The 21,336-nt window shown below is 73.2% G+C and carries 15 protein-coding genes, 3 pseudogenes and 1 riboswitch; of the genes and pseudogenes, 9 read left to right on the top strand and 9 right to left on the bottom strand.

The annotated features are described in order from the left end of the window. Window positions 1-20: 20 nt before the first annotated feature. Entirely contained in the window at window positions 21-932 is a 912-nt protein-coding gene (locus ACFYZF_RS11380) for a DUF72 domain-containing protein (RefSeq protein WP_387018549.1), read from the top strand. Here ACFYZF_RS11380 and ACFYZF_RS11385 read toward each other — a convergent pair. The 5 genes from ACFYZF_RS11385 to ACFYZF_RS11405 form a co-directional block, all read right to left on the bottom strand. After that, the gene (locus tag ACFYZF_RS11385; RefSeq protein ID WP_387018552.1) at window positions 916-1,311 is read right to left on the bottom strand and encodes a hypothetical protein; all 396 of its coding nucleotides are present in this window, start codon (window positions 1,309-1,311) and stop codon (window positions 916-918) included. The genes ACFYZF_RS11380 and ACFYZF_RS11385 overlap by 17 nt on opposite strands. 97 nt (window positions 1,312-1,408) lie before the next feature. Then, the gene (locus ACFYZF_RS11390; RefSeq protein WP_387018555.1) at window positions 1,409-2,038 is read right to left on the bottom strand and encodes a hypothetical protein; all 630 of its coding nucleotides are present in this window, start codon (window positions 2,036-2,038) and stop codon (window positions 1,409-1,411) included. Between the two features lie 153 nt (window positions 2,039-2,191). Beyond that, window positions 2,192-3,067, bottom strand: a complete 876-nt coding sequence (locus ACFYZF_RS11395; RefSeq protein WP_387018558.1) for an alpha/beta fold hydrolase — start codon at window positions 3,065-3,067, stop codon at window positions 2,192-2,194. A 61-nt stretch (window positions 3,068-3,128) separates the two neighbouring features. Continuing rightward, on the bottom strand, window positions 3,129-4,346 hold the full coding sequence (locus ACFYZF_RS11400; protein WP_387018561.1) for a glycosyltransferase: 1,218 nt from the start codon (window positions 4,344-4,346) through the stop codon (window positions 3,129-3,131). A gap of 114 nt (window positions 4,347-4,460) precedes the next feature. After that, window positions 4,461-5,684 (bottom strand): globin domain-containing protein, encoded by a 1,224-nt coding sequence (locus tag ACFYZF_RS11405; RefSeq protein WP_387018564.1) that lies wholly within the window; start codon window positions 5,682-5,684, stop codon window positions 4,461-4,463. 178 nt (window positions 5,685-5,862) lie between these two features. On the opposite strand from ACFYZF_RS11405, the gene ACFYZF_RS11410 reads away from it, so the two are divergent. Further along, the gene (locus ACFYZF_RS11410) at window positions 5,863-6,288 is read left to right on the top strand and encodes an RrF2 family transcriptional regulator (RefSeq protein ID WP_387018567.1); all 426 of its coding nucleotides are present in this window, start codon (window positions 5,863-5,865) and stop codon (window positions 6,286-6,288) included. A 48-nt stretch (window positions 6,289-6,336) separates the two neighbouring features. Here the strand turns inward: ACFYZF_RS11410 and ACFYZF_RS11415 are convergent, their stop codons facing one another. Next, window positions 6,337-7,593 (bottom strand): hypothetical protein, encoded by a 1,257-nt coding sequence (locus ACFYZF_RS11415; protein WP_387018569.1) that lies wholly within the window; start codon window positions 7,591-7,593, stop codon window positions 6,337-6,339. 409 nt (window positions 7,594-8,002) lie between these two features. Between ACFYZF_RS11415 and ACFYZF_RS11420 the strand changes: the two are divergent. From ACFYZF_RS11420 to ACFYZF_RS11435, 4 genes and pseudogenes are all read left to right on the top strand, one after another. Further along, window positions 8,003-9,403, top strand: a pseudogene (locus ACFYZF_RS11420) (ATP-binding protein); the annotation flags it as partial. Next, window positions 9,398-10,849, top strand: a pseudogene (locus ACFYZF_RS11425) (DNA topoisomerase); the annotation flags it as partial. The pseudogenes ACFYZF_RS11420 and ACFYZF_RS11425, both read left to right, overlap by 6 nt. Before the next feature lie 6 nt (window positions 10,850-10,855). Then, window positions 10,856-11,494 (top strand): annotated as a pseudogene (locus ACFYZF_RS11430) (toprim domain-containing protein); the annotation flags it as partial. Window positions 11,495-11,571: 77 nt separating this feature from the next. After that, on the top strand, window positions 11,572-14,061 hold the full coding sequence (locus tag ACFYZF_RS11435; protein ID WP_387018571.1) for a DNA topoisomerase (ATP-hydrolyzing) subunit A: 2,490 nt from the start codon (window positions 11,572-11,574) through the stop codon (window positions 14,059-14,061). A gap of 105 nt (window positions 14,062-14,166) precedes the next feature. Here ACFYZF_RS11435 and ACFYZF_RS11440 read toward each other — a convergent pair whose 3' ends face one another. The 3 genes from ACFYZF_RS11440 to ACFYZF_RS11450 form a co-directional block, all read right to left on the bottom strand. Next, entirely contained in the window at window positions 14,167-15,513 is a 1,347-nt protein-coding gene (locus ACFYZF_RS11440; RefSeq protein ID WP_387018574.1) for a uracil-xanthine permease family protein, read from the bottom strand. A 133-nt stretch (window positions 15,514-15,646) separates the two neighbouring features. Beyond that, entirely contained in the window at window positions 15,647-16,282 is a 636-nt protein-coding gene (locus ACFYZF_RS11445; protein WP_387018577.1) for an alpha-ketoglutarate-dependent dioxygenase AlkB, read from the bottom strand. Window positions 16,283-16,390: 108 nt separating this feature from the next. Beyond that, window positions 16,391-17,716, bottom strand: coding sequence for a polysaccharide pyruvyl transferase family protein (locus tag ACFYZF_RS11450; RefSeq protein WP_387018579.1), 1,326 nt, complete (start codon window positions 17,714-17,716; stop codon window positions 16,391-16,393). 306 nt (window positions 17,717-18,022) lie between these two features. On the opposite strand from ACFYZF_RS11450, the gene ACFYZF_RS11455 reads away from it, so the two are divergent. From ACFYZF_RS11455 to ACFYZF_RS11465, 3 genes are all read left to right on the top strand, one after another. Next, the gene (locus ACFYZF_RS11455) at window positions 18,023-19,246 is read left to right on the top strand and encodes an acyltransferase family protein (protein ID WP_387018582.1); all 1,224 of its coding nucleotides are present in this window, start codon (window positions 18,023-18,025) and stop codon (window positions 19,244-19,246) included. A gap of 164 nt (window positions 19,247-19,410) precedes the next feature. Then, on the top strand, window positions 19,411-19,803 hold the full coding sequence (locus ACFYZF_RS11460) for a hypothetical protein (RefSeq protein ID WP_387018584.1): 393 nt from the start codon (window positions 19,411-19,413) through the stop codon (window positions 19,801-19,803). A gap of 130 nt (window positions 19,804-19,933) precedes the next feature. Continuing rightward, the gene (locus ACFYZF_RS11465) at window positions 19,934-20,695 is read left to right on the top strand and encodes a hypothetical protein (RefSeq protein ID WP_387018587.1); all 762 of its coding nucleotides are present in this window, start codon (window positions 19,934-19,936) and stop codon (window positions 20,693-20,695) included. A 317-nt stretch (window positions 20,696-21,012) separates the two neighbouring features. After that, window positions 21,013-21,155, top strand: a riboswitch (cyclic di-AMP (ydaO/yuaA leader). Window positions 21,156-21,336: the final 181 nt, after the last annotated feature.

The raw sequence follows: 21,336 nt of genomic DNA on the forward strand, positions 1-21,336 counted from the left end.
GACGCGGTCCACTGATTCACATGGGCGAGATCAAGGTGGGCACGTCGTCGTGGGCCGACCGGATGCTGCTGGGCTCCGGCTGGTACCCCCGCTCGGTCAACACCCCCGCCGGTCGCCTCCGCCACTACGCCGAGCGGTTCGCACTGGTCGAGGTGGACACGTCCTACTATGCGGTGCCGGCGCCGGAGACCACCGCAGGCTGGGTGGCCGCCGCCCCGCCCGGGTTCACCTTCGACGTCAAGGCGTTCAGCCTCTTCACCGGCCACCCCACCCCGGTTTCGGCGCTGCCCCGGGACCTGCGACCGGCCGGCGGCCCGTCCCGGATCCGGTGGCGGGACCTGCCCGCCGGGGCGTACGACGAGCTGTGGAGCCGGTTCCGTGCGGCGCTGGAGCCGATCGCGGCGGCCGACCGGCTCGGCGCGGTGCTGCTCCAGTTCCCGCCATGGCTAGCCCGCAGTGCCGCGGCCGAGCGGCGGATCGTCGCCACCGCCGAGCGGCTGCGGCCGTGGCGGGTCAGCGTGGAGCTGCGGCACGGCTCGTGGTTCACCGAGGACGCCGTCCTGCGCACGCTCGCCCTGCTGCGTGAGCACGACCTCTCCTACGTCTGCGTGGACATGCCACAGGGGTTCGTCTCGTCGGTGCCGCCGATCCTGGTCGCCACCGCCGCACCGGCCGTGGTCCGCTTCCACGGCCACAGCGCCGCCTGGGAAGGCGGCGATAAACAGGACAAATACCGGTACGCCTACGGCGAGCGCGAGCTGCGGAACTGGTCGCGGCTGCTGGTCGAGCTGGCCGACACCAGCGACGAGCTGCACGTCCTGTTCAACAACTGCTGCGGCGACCAGGCCCAGCGCGACGCGGCCCGCCTGGTGGAGGTCCTGGCGGAGGCGGGCGTGCCGGCCGGTGGGACGCCGGTCAGCCGCGCCGGTTGATCCCCTCCGGGTGCATCCCGGTCGCCTCCTCGAGCGCGTTGTCCGGCAGGTCCCCGCCGGCGCTGTCGTTCGGGAACGCGCGCCGCGACGGCGCCGGGTCGGGCGGCGCCCCCGGACCCGCCTCGGCGACCGGCCTGTCCTCAACGTTGCCGAACCCGTGCCGCCCTGCGGGCCCGGTGGGCTCGGCGGGCGCGCCGGCCCGCCGGTCGCCGAGGCTCCCCTGCGGCACGGCGGTCTCCTCGCTGCCCTCGTCCATCGGGGAGTCCTCGCCGGCCCCCCACGGCGGGCCGGCGTCGAACCCGTCGCTGGTGCCGAAGGGGGCGGCGGACCCAGGTCCGCGTTCGTCCCCGCCGGTCGTCGATCCGTCCCTGCTCGTCATGGCCACCTCGCTGGTCGGGTCGGTGCTGCGGGCGCTGACTGCCCGCCTGCGCGCCGCCCATGCCCACCGGTCCGGCCGGGCACGGGCGGCGCGGTGGTCAGCGGCCGGACATCGCCATGTGCCGCCTGGCGGCGCCCATGGCGGCCACCTTCCCCATCGCCCTGGGCGCGCTGGCCAGCCCACCCGCGCGCCCGAGCAGGCCCCGGAAGACCTGCCCCGGCTTCTGCTGCTCACCCATGTACGCGCTGACCACCACCAGCGCGCCGGTGAGCGCCGGGACGGCCCACTGGAGCAGCTTCAACTGCCGCTGGCTGGAGGCCACGTTGGTCGGCGTCTGCGGGTTCGGCTCGGTCGTCCCCTCGACGGACGGGCCGCCCGCCTTCTCCAGCCGCATGCCGAGCAGCCGGCTGTACCCGGTTACCGCGAGCGCGGCGACCGTGAGGGCCGTCTTCACCGTGCTGATCCGGGCCACCCCCGCCTGGGCGAGCACCCGGGGGCTCTCGGTCGTCAGCTCGCCGACCGCGCCGGCCAGGTGCGCGCCGATCGCCGCCGCGTTGACCGGGGTCCACCGGGCCCACCCGGCCGAGGCCACCGGCAGTCGCTGGGTCGAGTCGTTGATCTGTGCCGCCGCGCCGTTGACGCCGAGCGCTCCCATCAGGGAGCCGCCGAACCAGGCAGCCAGGCCCAGGTCGTGCATCGAGCGCAGTGCGGTGTGCCGTTCGGACATCTGATCCCCTTCCACGGTACTGGCGGTGCGGCATACCCGCCGATCGGGGAAGTACGCACCGTGACCGGTCAGAGGCCGTAGCGGCTCTTCAGGTGGCGCCACCGGTCGCGGAACATCCATTTGTCGAACTCGGTGACGGTCGTCGCGCCGCAATCAACCCGGGCGGCGGGAGCCTGACAAGCCGGCGGCGAAGGCGGCCACCCGCGCGGCCACCGGCGCGCTGGCGCGTACCCAGACGAAGTGGTCGAGTGGGGCGCCGGCCTGCACGGCCGTGTAGCGCTCGCGCGCGACGGTGGCCGCGGCGAGCTTGCCGCAGAGCTGGTCCAGGGTGGCGTGCGGGGTGTACTGGTCGTCGTCCACGCTCACCGCGAGGACGGGGACGTCGAGCGTGCGCAGCGCCGCCTCGACGTCCACCCCGTCGAGGGTGGGGAAGCGGCCGGTGCGGGCCGTGTACGCCCAGTCCCGGATCACCCCGCGCGCCTGCCGGCCGCCGAAGCCCCAGCCCGGCCAGACGCCGAGCAGCCGGGCGGTCGCGGCGATCCCCTGGGTGTACGGCAGGACCCCGTACCTCCGTGGGGCCGGGTAGCCGCGCCAGTACGGCACGCCGACGGCGACCAGGGCCACCCCGTCCACCGCGTCCGTGCCGTGCAGGGCCAGGTGCAGCAGCGCGGCCTGGCCGCCGAGGGAGTGTCCGAGCAGGATCGTCGGCCGGCCGTCCAGCAGCGGCTTCAGCGCCGCCAGCACCGCGCCCACGTCCGCGGCGAGCTCTACGTAGCCGTACCGGCAGGCCCGGCTCGGCGCGGGGGTGCTCGCGCCGGTGCCGCGCAGGTCGGCCACGACCACGGCGAGGCCGGCGGCCCGCAGCGCGGCGGCGAACGGCCGGTAGTAGCGGGCCCGTACCCCCATCGCGGGCCAGATCACCACCACCGGGGCGTCGGCGGCCCCGTCGGGCTCGGGATACACCTGCACCCCGAGCCGGGCACCCTCGACGTCGACGAACTCCTGCGTGTACTCCCCGGTCGCGCTCATCCGCCCAGCGTACGGCCGTAAGCTACCGGCGGGTAGGAAGGGTGGCGTGGGTGGCCGGCCGTCAGGCCGCGGCCGGCACCGGGCGGGCGACGGTGGCCACCGTCTCGTACACGACGTTGAGCTGCTCGGCACAGCGCCTCCACGAGTACCGGCTACGGATCCGGTCCAGCGCCGCCGTGGCGTACGCGAAGCGCCGCACGTTGTCGCCGAGCAGCCGGCGGATCGCGGTGCCCAGCGCCCGGGGGTCGCGCGGCGGCACCAGGTCGCCGGTGAGCCCGTCGATGACGGTGTCGGCGATGCCACCCACGTCGGTGCCGATCACCGGGACACCGCAGGCCATGCCCTCCAGGGCGGTCAGGCCGAACGGCGCGTGCCACGGGGCGGCGACCAGCAGGTCGGCCGAGCGGTACCAGGCGGCCAACTTCTCGCGGGGCACCGCGCCGATCAGCTTCACCCGGTCGGCCACCCCGCAGGACCGGGAGAGCGCGGTCAGGCGTCGGGCGAAGCCGTCGGCGGGCAGCCCTCCGGCCGGCGGGCCGCCGACCACCACGCACTCGGCCCCCGGCGCCGCGGACATGGCCCGGACGACATCCTGGAAGCCGCTGCTCTCCACCATCCGACCCGCGGTCAGCACGCGGGGGCGGGCCGGGTCACGCGGGGCCACCGGGCCGTCCGGGCGGAACATCCGCTCGTTGACCCCGGCGGGCACCAGCGCCATCCGGGACCGGGGAACCCCGAGCCGGATCAGCTCGCCGATCTCGTCCTGGCCCTGCACCACCACCAGGTCGACCGCCCGGCCGAGCGCGCGTTCGTAGCCGATCCGGCCCGGTGGGCCGGTGTCCCGGGCACCCGGGTGTCGCCGCTGTGCCGTGCCGAGGGTGTGGTACGTCAGCACCACCGGGACCCCGGCACGCCGGCTGGCGTGCACGGTGGCCAGCCCGCTCATCCAGAAGTGCGCGTGCGCCACGTCGGGCAGCCAGGGGCCGTCGCGCCACTGGCCGGCCAGCCACCGGCCGAACTCGCCCGCGTACGGCAGCATCTCGTCCCCGGGCAGCAGGTGCGCCGGCCCGGCCGGCACGTGCAGCACCTCGTAGCCATCCGGGGTGGCGACCGCGTCGGGCAGGCCGGGGGAGTCGCGGCGGGTGTAGACGCGCACGTCGTGGCCCTGACCGACCAGCGCCGCCGCCAGCTCCGCCACGTGCGTGTCCTGCCCGCCGGTGCTCTCCCCGCGCAGGGCGGCGAGTGGGCTGGCCTGCGACGAGACCATCGCGATCCGCATTCTTCCTCCTCCGTCAGCCCGTCCCGGCCGGTGGGGACCCGTCGAGCCGGCGAGGTTCCCTGGAACGCGCACGACAGGTCCCTACCCCCGCCCTCGCCTCCTAACCTCCTCGGGTCAGGCCCCGTCGCGGAGCATGCCGGGGCCGAAGACCTCGTAGGCGATCCGGTCGCTGGGGACGCCGCGGCGCAGCAGGGTGCTGCGGACCAGGTTCATGAAGGGCAGCGGGCCGCACAGGTGGACGTGGGCGCCGGGGGTGAACGGGATCAGCTCCGGGTCGACGCGCCCCGGGCTGACCCGCACCGGCAGTTCGGCGAGCGGCCCGTCGGTGGCGTCGACATGCTCGTACCAGAGCGCGGTGCGCAGGTTGGGCAGGGCGTGGTGCAGCCGGGGCAGCTCGTCGCGGAGCACGTGCGCGGTGCCGGCCCGGTCGGCGTGCACCAGAGTCACCGGCCGCTGCGGCGCGGTGACCGCGAGGTGCTCCAGCGCGGCCATCGCGGGGGTGAGCCCGATGCCGGCGCTGACCAGCACCAGCGGTCCCTCCCCGGCCACGGCGCTCACCTCGCCGAACGGCGGGCTGAGTCGCAGCGTGTCGCCGACGGCCACCCGCTCGTGCAGGAACGTGGAGACCATGCCGTCGGGCGCGCCGGCGGTGCCGCGTACCCACTTCACGGTGATCCGCCACCGCGCCGCGCCGGGCCGGCCGGAGAGGCTGTACTGCCGGATCTGCTGGCCCCGGCCGCCGTCGAGGTCGACCGCGACGGAGACGTACTGGCCGGGGACGAACTCCGGCACCGGGCCGCCGTCGGCCGGCTCCAGAACGAACGACATGACGTCGGCGGTCTCCCGGACCCGCTCGGCCACCCGCCAGGCCCGCCAGACCGGCTGCCCCTCGGCCACCCCGGCGCCCTGGTAGAGCCGGGCCTCACGGGCGATCAGTTCGCAGGCCAGCAGCCAGTACGTCTCGTCCCAGGCCGCGGCGACCTGCGGGGTGACCGCGTCGCCGAGCACCTCGCCGACGGCGGCGAGCAGGTGCCGGCCCACGACGGTGTACTGCGCCGGGGTGATGCCGAGCGAGACGTGCTTGTGCGCGATCCGGTCCAGGATCGGCCCCCACGGCGCGTCGCTGGCGCCGACCAGGTGCTCCGCGTACGCGACGACGGCGGCGGCCAGCGCGGCCTTCTGCTGCCCGGTGGCCTGGTTGCCCCGGTTGAACAGGTCCAGCAGCTCCGGATGGGCGTCGAACATCCGCTGGTAGAACCGGCCGGTGATCGCCTCGCCGTGCGCCTGTACGGCGGGCAGGGTCGCCCGCACCACCGCCGCCGATGACTCCGTGAGCATGACATGTCCTCCTGCGGTCGTCCGGTGTCGTCCGCTTTCGTCGACGACGTGCCCAATAAACAGGAATCCCAAATACCTCTTCAGGGCCGAAGGTCCCGGTTGCGGAGTCGCCCGGATCACACCGGGGCGGGTCGTCCGGCCCGGGGCGCGGCGCGGTCGCGGTGGCTAGGGTCGGTGCGTGAAGCTCAACCGGTCCACCGACATGGCCCTGCGGATCGCCATGCTGACCGCCGCCTCCCAGGCCCGTACGACGGTGGACGAGCTGGCCGAACAGCTCGCGCTGCCGCGCAGCCACGTCGCCAAGGTGGTGCAACGGTTGCAGAGGATCGGGGTGCTGGTGACCATCCGGGGCCGCTCCGGCGGGGTGGCCATCGCCGGCACGGCCGGCGAGCTCACCGTCGGCGCGGTCGTGCGGGCCTTCGAGGGCGACGACGAGGTGGTCTCCTGCGAACAGTCGGCCTGCCCCCTCGTCGCCGGCTGCCGGCTGCGTGGTCAGCTGCGCCGCGCGCAGGACGCGTTCCTCGCCGTCCTCGACGAGACGCGGCTCGGCGACCTGGTCGACGGCCCGACCGGCCCCCTCCTGCTCACCCTCGGCCGGAGATGACGAAGGGGCCCCTGGCAACAGGGGCCCCTTCGCACCGGCGGTGGGCGGTCAGCCGACGCTGATCGTCCCGTCCCCGGCGCGGACGCAGGCCACCGCGCGAGCGGTGGTGGAGGAGGCGCCGGCCAGGCAGCGGCCCAGCACCTGGTGCCCGGCCACGTTGGGGTGCCACGACTCCTGGCACGTCTGGAAGTAGCTCACGCAGGTGTTGGCGATCCGCTGGATGGCGATCTTGTCCTTGCCGGCGAGGCTGGTGACGAAGGTGCCGGTCGCGCCGTCCTGGAGCCGGATCGGCGTGGCGAGCGCCCCGGACGGGCTGGTCGGCTGCTCGCAGAGCCGGGCGCCGTCGAACGCCCGCTGCACGTTGAGGTAGACCAGGTCGGCGGTGGGGAACTGGCTGGCCAGGCTGTCGCGCGTCGAGCGGACCAGGGTGCCCAGCCCGGCGGAGAAGTTGTGCCCGGGCCGCAGGCTGGCCCGGTGGATCGGGCAACCGGCCGCGTACCGCTCGGCGCCGAGGTCCCGGAACTTGTCCCGGTCGTCCTGCCGCCCGTCCTCCTCCCAGTAGTTCGAGGCCAGGTCGAACGGCAGCGGGTTGGTGTAGTCCTGGAACACGATCCGGTGCTGGCCGTCGGCGTCGATCTGGTCGAGCGTGGTGAGGATCTGCCGTACGGCGGCGGTGGTCTCCGCGGTCGCGGCGCTCAGCTGCGCCGCGGTGGCCAGGTCGGCGTCGCTGCACGGCTCCTGCGGCACCGGCCCGCCGAGGTACGCCCAGAACTCCCACCAGCCGGTCCACGCGTCGGCGATGAACCGGTTGGCGCACTTCTCCGCGACGCTGCCGAAGGTGAACGAGCTGTTGTTCGAGCCCAGGCCCACCAGCACCAGGTCGATGTCGTGGGTCTGGCCCACCGCGCGGAGCTGGTCGAGCTGGGAGGCGACCGCACGGCCCTTGGTCCGGTTGACCGAGGCGTTGCCGATGTCGTACGGCTGCCCGCCCGAGCAGGCCAGGTTGAACCGGGCCTGGATGCCCGGCAGGTTGGCCTGGAACAGCGAGGCGTTGGGGGACCGGTGGCAGAAGTAGGCGTTGCTGTTCGGCGCGGTCCAGCCGGGGAAGCCCTGGTTGATGCCGTTGACGTCGGAGACCGGGGAGTAGGCCCCGGCCCCTTCGCCGCTGATGAAGCTGTCGCCGAGCGCCACGGCGGCGGTGGGGAGGCCGGCAACCGCCGGGGCGGGCGGTGCGACGGCGGTCGACAGCGCCGCCGCCGCGACGGTCAACACCGCCGCGAGCGCGGTACGACGGAACACGGACATACGCGTCCTCCATCAGTCCATGGAAATATGAAAGTTTCTATGAGGCGGTGATCACATCACGGGAGAGTGACGGGCGTCAACGTCCGGCCATCCCCGCACGGGTTCGGGCAGGGGCGTCCCGGGACCGCCGGGGAGGGCCGGGCCGTGGCGCGGACATGTCGTCCGAGGGATGGCCGGGCGGGATGAATCCCGGGTTCTGTGGCGTTGCCGGGGAGGTGGACGTCCTCCGGGCCGCCCATTGGCAGGGCCGCCGCCGGCGGCGGGGCGACCCGCACACTGCGGGGTGCCTACGTCCTGTCCCACCTCCCGGTTAGGCTCGCTGCGGCGCGCCGCGCGATGTGATCGAGCCGGTGAGCGGCACCACACCGCCGAGACCTGGGAGTACGACCAGTTGACCGCACAGCCTGAGATGCTCTACGGGGCCGACGACCTTACGCACCTGGAAGGCCTGGACGCCGTTCGCAAACGCCCAGGCATGTACATCGGCTCCACAGACAGCCGTGGCGTGGGCCACCTCGTCAACGAGATCCTCGACAACTCCACCGACGAGGGTGTGGGGGGTCATGCCACCCGGATCGAGTTGATCCTGCACGCCGACGGCTCGGTGCAGGTCGACGACGACGGCCGGGGCATCCCCACCGACGTGCACGCCAAGTCCGGCATCTCGGGCGTCGAGCTGGTGCTCACCCGGCTGCACGCCGGCGGCAAGTTCGGCGGCTCCGGCTACAAGACCTCCGGCGGCCTGCACGGCGTCGGCGCCTCCGCCGTCAACGCCCTGTCCCGCCGCTTCGACGTCACGGTCCGCCGTGGCGGCAAGGTGCACACCATGTCGTTCCGGCACGGCGTGCCGGGGGTCTTCGACGGCCCCGGCCCCGACGCCCCGTTCACCGCCGGCCCGGGTCTCCAGGTCGCCGGCGCGATGAAGCGCGGCGCGGGCACCGGCACCTCGATCCGCTACTGGCACGACGCCCGGTACTTCGAGACCGGCGCCGCGCTGGACGCCGATGCCGTCCGGCTCAAGCTGCGCAACACCGCGTTCCTCGTTCCCGGCGTGAGCTACCTGCTGCGCGATCTCACCGGCGAGGAGCCGGTCGAGGAGACCTTCCACTTCCCCGCCGGCCTGACCGACATGGTGGAGTTCCTCGCCCCGAGCGGCGACCGGCCGGTCTCCGGCACCCTGCTGGTCGTCGGCGAGGGCACCTACCGGGAGAACGCGGCCGACGCCAACGGCGTCATGCAGTCCAACGTGCAGCGACGTGCCGAGGTCGAGGTGGCGTTCCGCTGGGGCACCGGCTACGAACGCACCGTCGAGTGCTTCACCAACACCATCCGCAACGCCCACGGCGGCACCCACCGCAAGGGCTTCGAGCGCGCCATGGCCCGCACCCTCGCCGACGCGGCGCGCAACGCCCGGGGGCTGCTCAGGCCCAAGGAGGACGCGCCCACCCTGGACGACGTCCTGGAGGGGATGACGGCCGTGGTGCACGTGCGGATCCCCGAGCCGCAGTTCACCTCGCAGACCAAGGACGAGCTGTCCACCGCCGGCATCACCAAGGTGCTCCAGGGGCTGATCGAGGCGCACCTCAAGGCGTGGCTGGAGGACCGGCGCACCAAGGTCGAGGCCCGCACGGTGCTCCAGAAGATCGTGGACGCGGCCCGGGTCCGGCTGACCCAGAAGCAGCAGAAGGACGCCGCCCGGCGCAAGACCGCCCTGGAGGGCGCGTCGATGCCGCCCAAGCTGGTCGACTGCCGCGCCACCGGGGTGGACCGCAGTGAGCTGTTCATCGTTGAGGGCGACAGCGCCCTGGGGTGCTTCACCGGCGACACGATGGTGGCGCTGGCATCCGGCCGGAGCAGGTCGTTCGCCGATTTGGCCGCCGACTGGGAACGAGGCGTTGGCCACTTCGGGTACACGACCAACAAGGCAGGCCGGGTGGTCGTCGCTCCGCTCGTGGCGCCCCGGCTCACCAAGCGCGGTGCGCCACTGGTACGCGTGACCATCGACAACGGCGAGTCGGTGCGATGCACCCCCGACCACCTCTTTCGATTGCGTGACGGCTCCTACCGCCGGGCAGACGCGCTGACCCCCGGCGACTCACTGATGCCGCTCTACCGCAGCCTGTCCAGCAAGGCGGAGGGGCAGAAGCTCCAGGGGTACGAGCGGGTCTGGATGAACGACAAGGGGGAGTGGGTCTACACCCATTACCTGGCGGACGCCTGGAACCTGCGGCACGGCCGGGACAGCGCGGCCAACGGCAATGTTCGTCACCATATTGACATTGACAAGCGCAACAACGACCCGCGCAACCTGCGGAGAATGACGTGGGCGGATCATTCCGCCCTGCACGCGGCGATGATGGGGGACCACGTCCACGCCGGCTGGCGGGAGTGGTTCGACAACGGAGGGCGGGAGTTCCGCTCGGCGATGCTCACCGCGCAGTGGCGAGACCCCGCCTTCCGTGAGGCGTGCCTCGCGCGACTGTTCGCCCTCAACGAGTCGCCCGCGTTTCGCGCGAAGACCGAAAAGGGCTTTCAGGACTGGTACGACGCGCTCAGCGCGGACGAACGGCGCGCCTATGCCGAGCGGATGCGCGAGCGGCAGGCGGCGTACTGGTCGCACCCGCAGCACCGAGAGGCGGCAACTGAGCGGGTGCGTGCGTTCTTCGCCGATCCGGCTCGCCGTGCCGAGTGGCGCGACCGTTCGGTTCGGCAGTGGCAGGACCGGGAGCTGCGGGCCTGGCGGTCCCGCAAGACCATCGAGCAGTTCGCGAACCCCGCAGAGCGGGAACGTCAGCGCAACGCCGTATCGGCCTGGCACCGGGATAACCCGGAGTTCGGTGAGCAGCACTCTCATCGGATGCGGCGGCGGATGACCGACCCGAGCAACGACCAACTCGCCAAAGTCCAGGCCGGACGGGCTCGCTACGTGGCATCCGTGCCGCGCCAGGAGCGTGTCGGCCGGCAGGTGGAGGGCCGCCGCCTGGCGGCGCTTAGTCGTCTCGCGCCGTTGCTGTCGTTGGCGGACGAGGACCTGGCCGCCGCCTACGAAGGCGAACGGATGCGGAGCGCCCGCACCGGCCTCCGTTTCGACCGGCTTTTGAGCCTGTACGACGGGGACTACGGGCGGTTGCGCGAGGCGGCGTCTCTGGTCAACCACCGCGTGGTGTCGGTCGAAACTCTGGACGAGGCGACGGACGTCTACGATCTGACGGTCGACGGGTACCACAACTTCGCACTCGAAGCCGGGGTCTTCGTCCACAACAGCGCCCGCGTGGCGCGTACTGCCGAGTACCAGGCGCTCCTGCCGATTCGCGGCAAGATCCTCAACGTGCAGAAGGCCAACCTCCAACAGGTGCTGGACAACGCCGAGTGCGCCGCGATCGTCCAGGTGCTCGGCGCCGGTTCCGGCCGCACCTTCGACCTGTCGGCGCTGCGGTACGGCCGGGTGCTGATCATGGCCGACGCCGACGTGGACGGCGCGCACATCCGCACCCTGCTGATCACGCTCTTCGCCCGGTACATGCGCCCGCTGATCGAGGCCGGCCGGCTCTACGCCGCGATGCCGCCCCTGCACAAGATCACCACGAAGGGGCGCAACCCGCAGACCACCTACACCTACACCCAGGCGGAGATGGAGGCGTTGGTCCGCAAGCTGGAGAAGTCCGGCAAGCAGATCGTCACCCCGATCCCCCGGTTCAAGGGCCTCGGCGAGATGGACGCCGACGAACTGTGGGACACCACGATGAACCCGGCCACCCGGGCGGTCCGCCGGATCACCCTCGACGACGTCGACGCCGCCGAGCGGATTCTGGAGCTGCTGATGGGGGAGAAGGTCGAGCCGCGCCGCAACTGGCTGATCGAGTCCGCCGACCGGGTCGACCGCGACGCGATCGACGCATGAGGACCGCCCGCCGCCAGACCGTGGCCCCCCGGGGACAGCGCCGGCCGACCGTGGCCCGCCGAGGAGAGAGCTGAACCATGGCACGCCGTAAGAACACCGGTCCGAAGGCGGACCTTGCCGCCTTCGATCAGGCCGGCGCGCGGGTCTTCGACAACCCGCTGGTCACCGAGGTCTCCGACTCCTACCTGGAGTACGCCTTCTCGGTGATCCACTCCCGAGCCCTGCCGGACGCCCGGGACGGCCTCAAGCCCGTGCACCGGCGCATCCTCTACTCGATGCACGAGGCGGGCCACCGCCCCGACCGGGCGCACGTGAAGTCGGCCCGGGTGGTCGGCGACGTGATGGGCCGGTACCACCCGCACGGCGACACCGCGATCTACGACGCGATGGTCCGGCTGGCCCAGGACTTCTCGCTCAACGTCCCGCTCATCGACGGGCATGGAAACTTCGGCAGCCCCGACGACGGCCCGGCCGCCGCGCGCTACACCGAGGCCCGGATGTCCCGGGAGGCGATGCTGCTCGTCGGTGAGCTGGGCGAGGACACGGTCGACGTCGAGCCGAACTACGACGGCTCGCTCACCCAGCCGACCGTGCTGCCGGCCGCGTTCCCGAACCTGCTGGTCAACGGGGCGTCCGGGATCGCGGTCGGGATGGCCACCAACATGATCCCGCACAACCTGGGCGAGGTCGTCTCCGCCGCCCGGTGGCTGATCAACCACCCGGACGCCGACCTCGACAAGCTGATGGAGTTCATCCCCGGGCCGGACCTGCCGACCGGCGGCGTGCTGCTCGGCCTCGACGAGGTGCGCCGGGCGTACGAGACCGGGCGCGGCGTGGTCCGGATGCGTGGCCGGGTGGAGATCGGCCACCTGGAGGGCAGCCGGGGCCGGCAGGCGATCACCGTCGTCGAGCTGCCCTACGGCGTGGGCGCGGAGAAGGTCATCGCCGCGATCACCAACGAGGTCAACAAGACCAAGCGGCTGACCGGCATCGCCGACGTCAAGGACCTGACCGACCGGGAGAACGGCACCCGGCTCGTGATCGAGTGCAAGGTCGGGGTGAACCCGCAGGCGCTGCTGGCCGACCTCTACCGGCTCACCCCGCTGGAGCAGTCCTTCGGCGTCAACAACCTGGTGCTGGTGGACGGCCAGCCGCGGACCCTCGGGCTGAAGGCGCTGCTGGAGGTCTTCCTTCGGCACCGCTACGAGGTGGTGACGCGGCGCAGCGCGTACCGCAGGCGCAAGCGCGAGGAGCGGTTGCACCTCGTCGACGGCCTGCTCATCGCGCTGCTGGACATCGACAAGGTGGTCCGGCTGATCCGGGGCAGCGACGACGCCCAGGCCGCCAAGGACGGCCTGATGCGCCAGTTCAAGCTCTCCGAGATCCAGGCCGGCTACATCCTGGACACCCCGCTGCGCCGGCTGACGAAGTTCGACCGGATCGAGCTGGAGGCCGAGCAGGAGCAGCTCCGCAAGGAGATCGCCCAGCTTTCCACCATCCTCGACGACGAGAAGGTGCTGCGGAAGGTCGTCTCCGACGAGCTGGCCGCCGTGGTGAAGCAGTTCGGCGCCGAGCGGCGTACCACCCTGGTCGACGGCGACCTCAAGGAGGTGCTGGCCGCGTCCGCGCCGGCCGGTCCTCTTGAGGTGGCCGACGACCCGTGCCAGGTGATCCTCTCCGCCGCCGGGCTGGTCGCCCGGACCGCGGCCGAGTCGGAGGAGGCGTCCGAGGGGCGTCGGCGCAGCGGCCGGGTCAAGCACGACGCGGTACGGGCGGTCGCGCACTCCACGGCCCGGGGCCGGGTGCTGCTGGTGACCAGCGCGGGCCGGGCGTTCAAGGTCGACGTCCTGCCGCTGCCGGTGCTCCCCGAGCAGGCGGGCACGGTGTCGCTGCGCGGCGGCATGTCCGCCGCCGAGCTGGTGCCGCTGGAGCCCGGCGAGACGGTGGTCGGCCTGGCCCCGCTCGGGGCGACGGCCGAGGGGTCGCCGGGGCTGGCGCTGGGCACCCGGCAGGGCGTGGTGAAGGTGTGCGCGCCGGACTGGCCGGTCCGCTCGGACGAGTTCGAGGTGATCGGCCTGCGAGAGGGCGACGAGGTGGTCGGGGCGAGCTGGCTCACCGACGGCACCGAGACCCTCGCCTTCGTCTCCTCCGAGGCGTCGCTGCTGCGCTTCGCCGCGTCGCTGGTACGCCCGCAGGGGCCCAAGGGCGGCGGAATGGCCGGTATCAACCTGCCGGGGGAAGCCAGGGTGGTCTTCTTCGGGGCGATCCGCACCGACGACCCGGGGCACGGCGAGCCGATGGTGGTCACGTCCACGGGCGCGACGGTGAAGGTGACGCCGTTCGGCGCGTACCCGGCCAAGGGGCGGGCGACCGGCGGGGTGCGCGCGCAGCGGTTCCTCAGGGGCGAGACGGACCTGGTGGTGGCCTGGATCGGCCCGCGCCCGGTCGGCGCGACGGCGACCGGCGACCCGGTGGAGCTGCCCCCGGCCGACCCCCGCCGCGACGGCAGCGGTTTCGCCGTGATGCTCGGCCCCTCAACAATCGGCCACCAGATCGAACGCAACTGACCCCACCCCACCCTCCGCGTTGACCAAGAGGTTTGCGTCAGCCCAAGCCTTCCGGGCGGCGACGCAAACCTCTTGATCAACTCTTCGGGGGCGGGGCGGGGTGGGTCAGAGGTCGGGGTCGGGGGCTTGACGGGGTGCCGGGGTGGTGCCGCGGAGGCGGGCGACCAGGCGCATGCCGTGGTAGATGACCAGGGCGGCGGCGGTGCCGAGGGCGATGCCGTTGAACGAGAGGTCGCCTGCGGTGAGGGTGTAGTTCGCCGCGCCGACGATGAGGGCCACTGCGGCGGTCATCAGGTTGACCGGGTCGTGGAAGTCGACCCGGCTCTCGATCCAGATCCGGGCGCCGAGCACGGCGATCAGGCCGTACAGGGCGGTGGTCGCGCCGCCGAGCACCCCCGCCGGCACGGTGAGGATCAGCGCGCCGAACTTGGGGCTGAGCCCGAGCAGCACCGCCGCCACCCCGGCCACCCAGTACGCGGCGGTCGAGTACACCCGGGTCGCCGCCATCACGCCGATGTTCTCCGCGTACGTGGTGGTGCCGGAGCCGCCGCCGGAGCCGGCGAGCACGGTGGCCAGGCCGTCGCCGAGGAACGCCCGGCCCATGTCCCGGTCCAGGTTGCGGCCGGTCATCGCGGCGACCGCCTTGACGTGCCCGGCGTTCTCGGCGATCAGCACCAGGATCACCGGGATCACCAGCACGACCGCGCGCAGACTGAACTGCGGCGTGTGGAACTCGGGCAGGCCGACCCAGGCCGCCTCGCGCAGCCCGTCGACGGCCTTCGGGTCCAGGTCGCCGAGTGCGGCGGCGAGCAGCCAGCCGACCGCCACGCCGACCAGGATGGACAGCCGGGCCAGGAAGCCCCGGAACGCAACCGTGGTGAGCAGGATCACCGCCAGGGTGATCACCGCGATCATCGGCTGCGCCCGGAAGCCGGTGCCACTGCCGCCGCCGTCCCAGGCGACCGGGGCGAGGTTCAGCCCGATCAGGGCGACGATCGCGCCGGTGACCACAGGCGGCATCAGCGCGTCGATCCAGCGCGCCCCGGCGAGCTGCACGACAAGACCGACCACGGCCAGCGCGACGCCGGCCACCACGATCCCGCCGAGCGCGGGGCCGATGTCCCCGCCGGCCTTCGCGGCCAGCACCGGGGCGATGAACGCGAACGACGACCCCAGGTACGACGGCAGCCGGTTGCCGGTGATCAGCAGGAAGAGCAGGGTGCCGATGCCGGAGAAGAAGATCGTGGTGGCCGGCGGGAAGCCGGTGATCAGCGGCACGGTGAAGGTGGCGCCGAACATCGCCACCACGTGCTGCACGCCAACCCCGAGGGTGCGCGGCCAGGAGAGCCGCTCGTCGGGGTGGACCACGTCGCCGGGGCGGACGGACCGGCCGTTGCCGTGCAGGGACCACGGGGACCAGCGGGCGCGCGGCTCGGTGGGGGTCTGGATCATGGGACGCCCTTCGCGTCGAGGTGCTGACGGGGGCGTGGACGACCCTGGGAGTTGTTTCTAGCAGAGGCCGGCCGACCCGCATATCCGCAGGGTCCGGGTCATCTGGAAGCACATCGCCGGCGCGGGTGGCCGCTCAGGCGACGCCGGCGGGACGGAACTGGACGCTGACCCGGGGCCCGACCGGCCGGACGGTCTTCGGGATCGCGTGCTCCCAGGTGCGCTGGCAGGTGCCGCCCATCACCACCAGGTCGCCGTGCCCGAGCGGGAAGCGCAGGCTCGCGGCGCCCCCGCGCGGGCGCAGCAGCAGCGGGCGGGGCGAGCCGAACGAGACGATGGCGACGATGGTGTCGGTGTGCGCGGAGCGGCCCTGGGTGTCGCCGTGCCACGCGACGCTGTCCCGCCCGTCCCGATAGAGGCACATCCCGGCGGTCACGAGCGGCTCGCCCAACTCGGGCGTGTAGTGCGCGGTCAGGGCCGCCCGCGCCGCGGTGAGCACCGGGTGGGGCAGCGGCCGGCGGGCGGCGTACCAGCAGAGCAGCCGGGGTACGTCGACCTCGGCGTCGTACATCGTGCGGCGTTCGGCCCGCCACGGCACCTCGGCGAGCAGGGTGTCGAGCACCTGGTCCGAACCCAGAACCCAGCCGGGCAGGTGGTCCACCCAGGCGCCCCGGTCGAGCGGGTGCCGGCGCAGCCGGCCGGCGAGCGGGCCCAGCGAGGGCTCGTCGGGGGTGAGGTCGAGCATCGACGGCTGGTAGGCGGCACCGGACATGCGCCCACCCTAACGGCTCGTTCGTACACCCGTACGACTGCCGTCCCGCCGTCCGCCGGCCGCACCGCGCAGTCGTACGCGGATCCGCTGTGGGACATGTCGCAACGGTCAGTGGTGGAGCATCCGGCGCACCCGCCCCTTGACCGCGGCCCGCACCCGGGTCCGCAGCCGCTGCGCGTCCAACTCCTCGATGCTCTTCTTGAGCTCCTGGTTCCCGTCGCGCAGCCACTGGATCCGGGCGATCAGCTCGCCCGGGTCGGTGGCCGTCTGGGCGCGGACCGCCGGGGGATAGCTCGTCTCGGCGACCTGCCGGTCGAAGCGCGCCGCGGCGTCGCCGTCGGCGAAGGAGTGCCCGAGGTCGTGCCGGGCCAGGAACGACATCATCGTCTCGAACCTGGCCTTGTGCCCGTTGTTCAGCGCGGTGTAGTCCGCCTCGTCGTAGAGCGCGACGGCGTCCACGTCGGCCGACACGTCCTTCATGATCCGGTGCGGGATGTCGAAGTACCGGGCCAGCTCCAACGTGCGCGAGTCGTGCGCGAACAGGTAGCCCGGGGTGCCGGCGATCAGTGCCGTGATGGTGCCGTGGATGCGGGTGCCGAAGTTGAAGTCGAACCCGGACAGGTAGTCCATCCAGGTCCACGGGTCGACGAACATCCGCACCTTGTCCTCGACGAAGAGCGGGTGCGAGGTGTGGATCGGGATGGCGGCCTGCTTGCCCCGCTCCTCCGGCAGGTCGCCGTAGAGCAGGGTGCCGAGGGTCTTCAGGTCCTGCGGGAGGTAGCGCAGGTTCGGGTAGCGCTGGTGGTGCGAGGTGATCACCTTCGCCATCGACTTGACGTACGGGGAGACGGTCAGCGCCACCCGGTCTTCGACGGTGAGCGTCGCCTTCCGCTTCTCCACCCGCAGGCTGTCGCCGTGCAGGAACATCGACGGGCAGCCGATCACGTCGACCGCGGAGAAGCCGAGGCTGCGCAGGTACCCCTCGGTGATCTCGCCGCGCACGCCGATGCTGTGCGACCGGTCGAGCACCGCCTTCACGAACGGCTTGACCACGTCGTCGATCGGTCGCAGGTACTCCCGGTCGCCGTTGACGTCGGTCTGCGCGCCGACGCCCAGCACCACCACCGGGATCTTCAGCCGCTCGATGAGCCGGGTCATGCTGGCCAGCCGGTGGGCGTAGCTGCGCCGGAACGCGTTCGCCAGCGGCACCACGAAGACGTCGTACCGCTCGTTGATCTCGTCCGCGTCGCGCGGGTTGGCCTGGAACTTCGACGAGGTGATCTGCGCCGTCGAGGTCCGCAGGATCTTGTGCGCCGAGTGGCTGAACACGAGGTTGCCGGTGTTGTCACCGATCCAGTTGCGTTCGAACGTCTCCTCCGGCGAGTAGACGTCGAATGGGCCCTTCTTGGCCCGGAGCAGGATCCGCTGGTGCATCGGTGCCGTCCTTCTCGTCGTGTCCGCCCCGTCGGGGTGCGCCGGCGGGCGCCGACCGGTCGTGGCCCGACGAGTCAGGGCACGCCCGTGGGTTCCGAGACCGCGATATTAGGCCATCGGACACCTGCTTCTGGCATTCGCGTCTCCCGGCGAGCGCCGACGCGGGGGCAGGGCGGGCACTGCGGGTAGGGTGCCCGGCGGGCGGGACCCACCGGCCCGCCACGACACGGCGGCACCGGCTGCCCGGCGCGACACGAGGCGAGGAGGCGCGGTGTTGGTGACCCTGCGGACGGACGGACCGCCGGCATGACCAGCACACCGACCGTCGTACGACCCGAGCCGCCGGCCCGCCCGGCGAGCCGGCTGCCCTCGCTGACCGGGCTGCGCTGGATCGCCGCCCTGCTGGTCTTCGGGTACCACGTCGGCACCATGCGGATCGTCGCCGAGCCCGACTACCAGGCCGTCGTCGACTGGCTGTTCACCCTGGGCCTGTCCGGGGTGGAGTTCTTCTTCATCCTCAGCGGGTTCGTGCTGGTCTGGTCGGCCCGCGACGGGGACCGCCGACGCGACTTCTGGTGCCGTCGGCTAGCCAAGATCTACCCCAACCACCTGCTGATGTGGGCGGTGGTGCTGCTTACCGGCGGGTGGGTCTTCGCCGACCCGGTCAACCCCCGCGCCGCGGTGGAGAACCTCCTGCTGCTCCAGGCCTGGGACCCGACCCCCGGCTACTTCTACAGCGTCAACTCGGTGAGCTGGTCGCTCTCCTGCGAGCTGTTCTTCTACTTCTGCCTGCCGTTCGCGCTGCCGCTGGTCCGCCGGGCGCGGCCCGGGGCGCTGTGGGCGGTGGTGGTCGCGGTGCCGCTGCTGATCGTGGCGCTCTGGCCCGGTCAGCGCCTGGTGCCGCAGGAGAGCACCTGGTGGTTCACCCAGGTCTTCCCCGTCGTGCGGTCCCTGGAGTTCTGGATGGGCGTCGCCGCGGCCGAGCTGCTGCGCCGGGGGCGCTGGCGGGGCCCCGGCCTCAGCGCGGCCAGCGTGATCTTCGTGGCCACCTGGGTCGTCGCCTCGCAGTGGATCCGCGCCGAGCTGTGGGCGGCCCTGCTCGCGGCGGCGTACCTGCTGGTCATCGCAGCCGCCGCCGACGCGGACGTGCGCGGGGCGCGGACGCCGTGGCGGTCCCGGCCGATGGTCTGGCTCGGCGAGGTCTCCTTCGCCTTCTACCTGGTACACGTCTTCGTCATGGTCACCGTGCTGCGGCTGGCCGACCGGCTCGGCGTGGGGCTGCCCGGCTGGTGGGGACCGCTGGCCGTGGTCGGCTTCCTACTGGTGAACCTGGGGCTGGCCGCGCTGCTGCACCGGTGGGTCGAGATGCCGCTGACCCGCCGGCTCGGGCCGCCCCGCCGGCCCCGCCCGCCGGCTCCGGGCGGCGGGACGGTCCCCGGCGACCCGGCGGGGCCGCCCGGCCCGGCGACGACGGCCGTCCCCGCACCGGAGCACCCCCGCGAGCAGGTCGCGGTCCCCGAGCGGCACTGACCGCCCCGATCCCGCGCCGCCCCGCCGGGGCCCGGGACGCCGCCCACGGCCCCGTGGCGTACTCGTGGGGTGGGCCGACGGGCCGGGGAAGAACCGGACGATCGGGACGTCGCGACACGCCTGCCATCGGTGCGTCCCGCGGCAGGCTTCGGTAGCGTGAGCGGGTGCTTCCCGCCGCGCCGAACTGTCCTTTGTGGTGGGTCGCGCGCTGGACCGCCCGGATGCTGACCAGCCTGGCCGTCGCGGTCGCTTTCTCGCTGGGCGCCGGGTCGCTGTCGTTCGACCCGGCGCCGCCCACCGACGCCGCGGGCGGGTCCGCGGCCTGGTCTCCGCCGGGCAGCCCGGCCGGCCTCGGGTTGTCCGACCCCGACCCCGGCCCGGCCGCCGGGATGCGTGCGGTCGACCCTGGCCGGGCCGCCGCCGCCGCCCCCGCGCACCCCGGCGTGGTCCCGGCAGCCCTCGTGGGCCGGTCCGTGGTCGACCCGGCCCCGGCGCACCGGATGCCCGTCGGCCCCGCCCCGACGACCGCCGGGTCGCGCGCGCCGCCGCGCGGCTGACCCGTCCGCGACGCCGCCGTCTCGCGACCTCACCTCCGGATCCGTCCGCCCGGCCCGGTGGCGCCCCCGCGCCCCGCCCGGTGGCGCGGAGCGCCCGCTTCCCCCATCCACCCGCCGTTAGGTGCCGACCATGGACATCGTTCTCTACCAGTTCCTCGTCGAGGTGCCGCTGGCCGCCACCATCTGGTCGGTGCTGCTGGTGGTGGCGCTCGGCGTCCTCACCGCCCTGGTCGCCCGCCCGCAGCGGGACCGGCCGGTGGCCGACCCCGCCCCGCCCGCCGTCGACCCGGCCATCGAGGAGGCCGTCGACCTGCGCCGGTACGCCGAGGAGGTGGGGGTGGCCGCCGCCGGCGCCGCCCAGACCGCCCGCCGGCGGCGCGAAGTGTGGCTGGCCGCCCAGGATGCCCTCGATCGGTCCTGGCAGGCGTACGACGACGCGGAGGCCGCCGCGCGGCGCTTCTCCGGCGCGGGGGCACTGCCGGCGCCGCGCACCCCCCGCACCCCCGCCGAGTACGCCGCCCGGGAGCGCTGGCTGCACCACGCGGCCACGGCCGCCCACCTGCGCGGCGAGCTGTCCATCCGGCAGCTCTGCGACGTCTTCGCGCACCGGGACGGCTGGGATCCCCGGCTGCATCCGGTCCAGCAGGAGGTCGTGCTGGCCCGGGCGGTGCGGGACGGGAGGCAGGCCGGCCACCGGGCGGCGGCGGCCCGGGAGCGGGACGCCTGGCATGCCGCCGAACTGGCCGCCGAGGCCGCCCGGGTGCTGGCCGTCGAGGCGTACCGCGCCGCGGAGCGGGCCCGCCCCGTCCGGGTGCCCGCACCCCGGGCCGCGACGGCGGAGGCTCGCCGTACTGTCCCGGCCGCCCGCTGGCACCCGGCCCGGGTCGGCTGACCCGCCCCTGACGCGGGCGGGTCGCGGTGCCGCCCCGAATTTCTTTATGACGCCGGTCACATCGCCCGGGTAAACGGGCAGTCGACCCATCGGGGTGGGTCCACCGACATAACTCGCCGACGATCAAGACTGATCGTCCGGTTGTCGCCCGAAGGCACCCGGAAGGCCCGTAATCCCATTGAGTCGCGTCAGTTCCCAATGTGTTGCAAGAAAGCTGATCGGAGAGGGTTTAAGCAGGTGGGAAGGGCTTGGCAGGGCCTCGACCGGCCAGTAATGTCGGCCCGTCCGGTGCGGTACCCGATCGCAAGAGGCGACGCCGCGCCGACCCGCTTAATCGTGACCATCACGAACCGGGGACCCAGTGCACGTGTGGGGTGAATCCGCGGGCCACGGCCCGTGGTAGGGCGATCTTCCCGCCCGAATCCGTCAGCTAACCCGGTAGGCGGTCTCGGAAGGAGTGCCATCTTCGTGCAGCGCGACCCCATCCCTCGGTTGTTCCTCCACCGCGGCGCCGTGGTGCCCGCGTCCGTCGCCCCCGGGCTGACGAACTGACCGGCGCACCCGCCCGTACGCCCGGCTGACCGGGCATCTTCCCAGAGCCGACCTGACCGGCTGTGGACGTCTCCGTCCACGCCACCGTG

This window comes from Micromonospora sp. NPDC001898 (genome assembly GCF_042891255.1).
Classification (GTDB): domain Bacteria; phylum Actinomycetota; class Actinomycetes; order Mycobacteriales; family Micromonosporaceae; genus Micromonospora.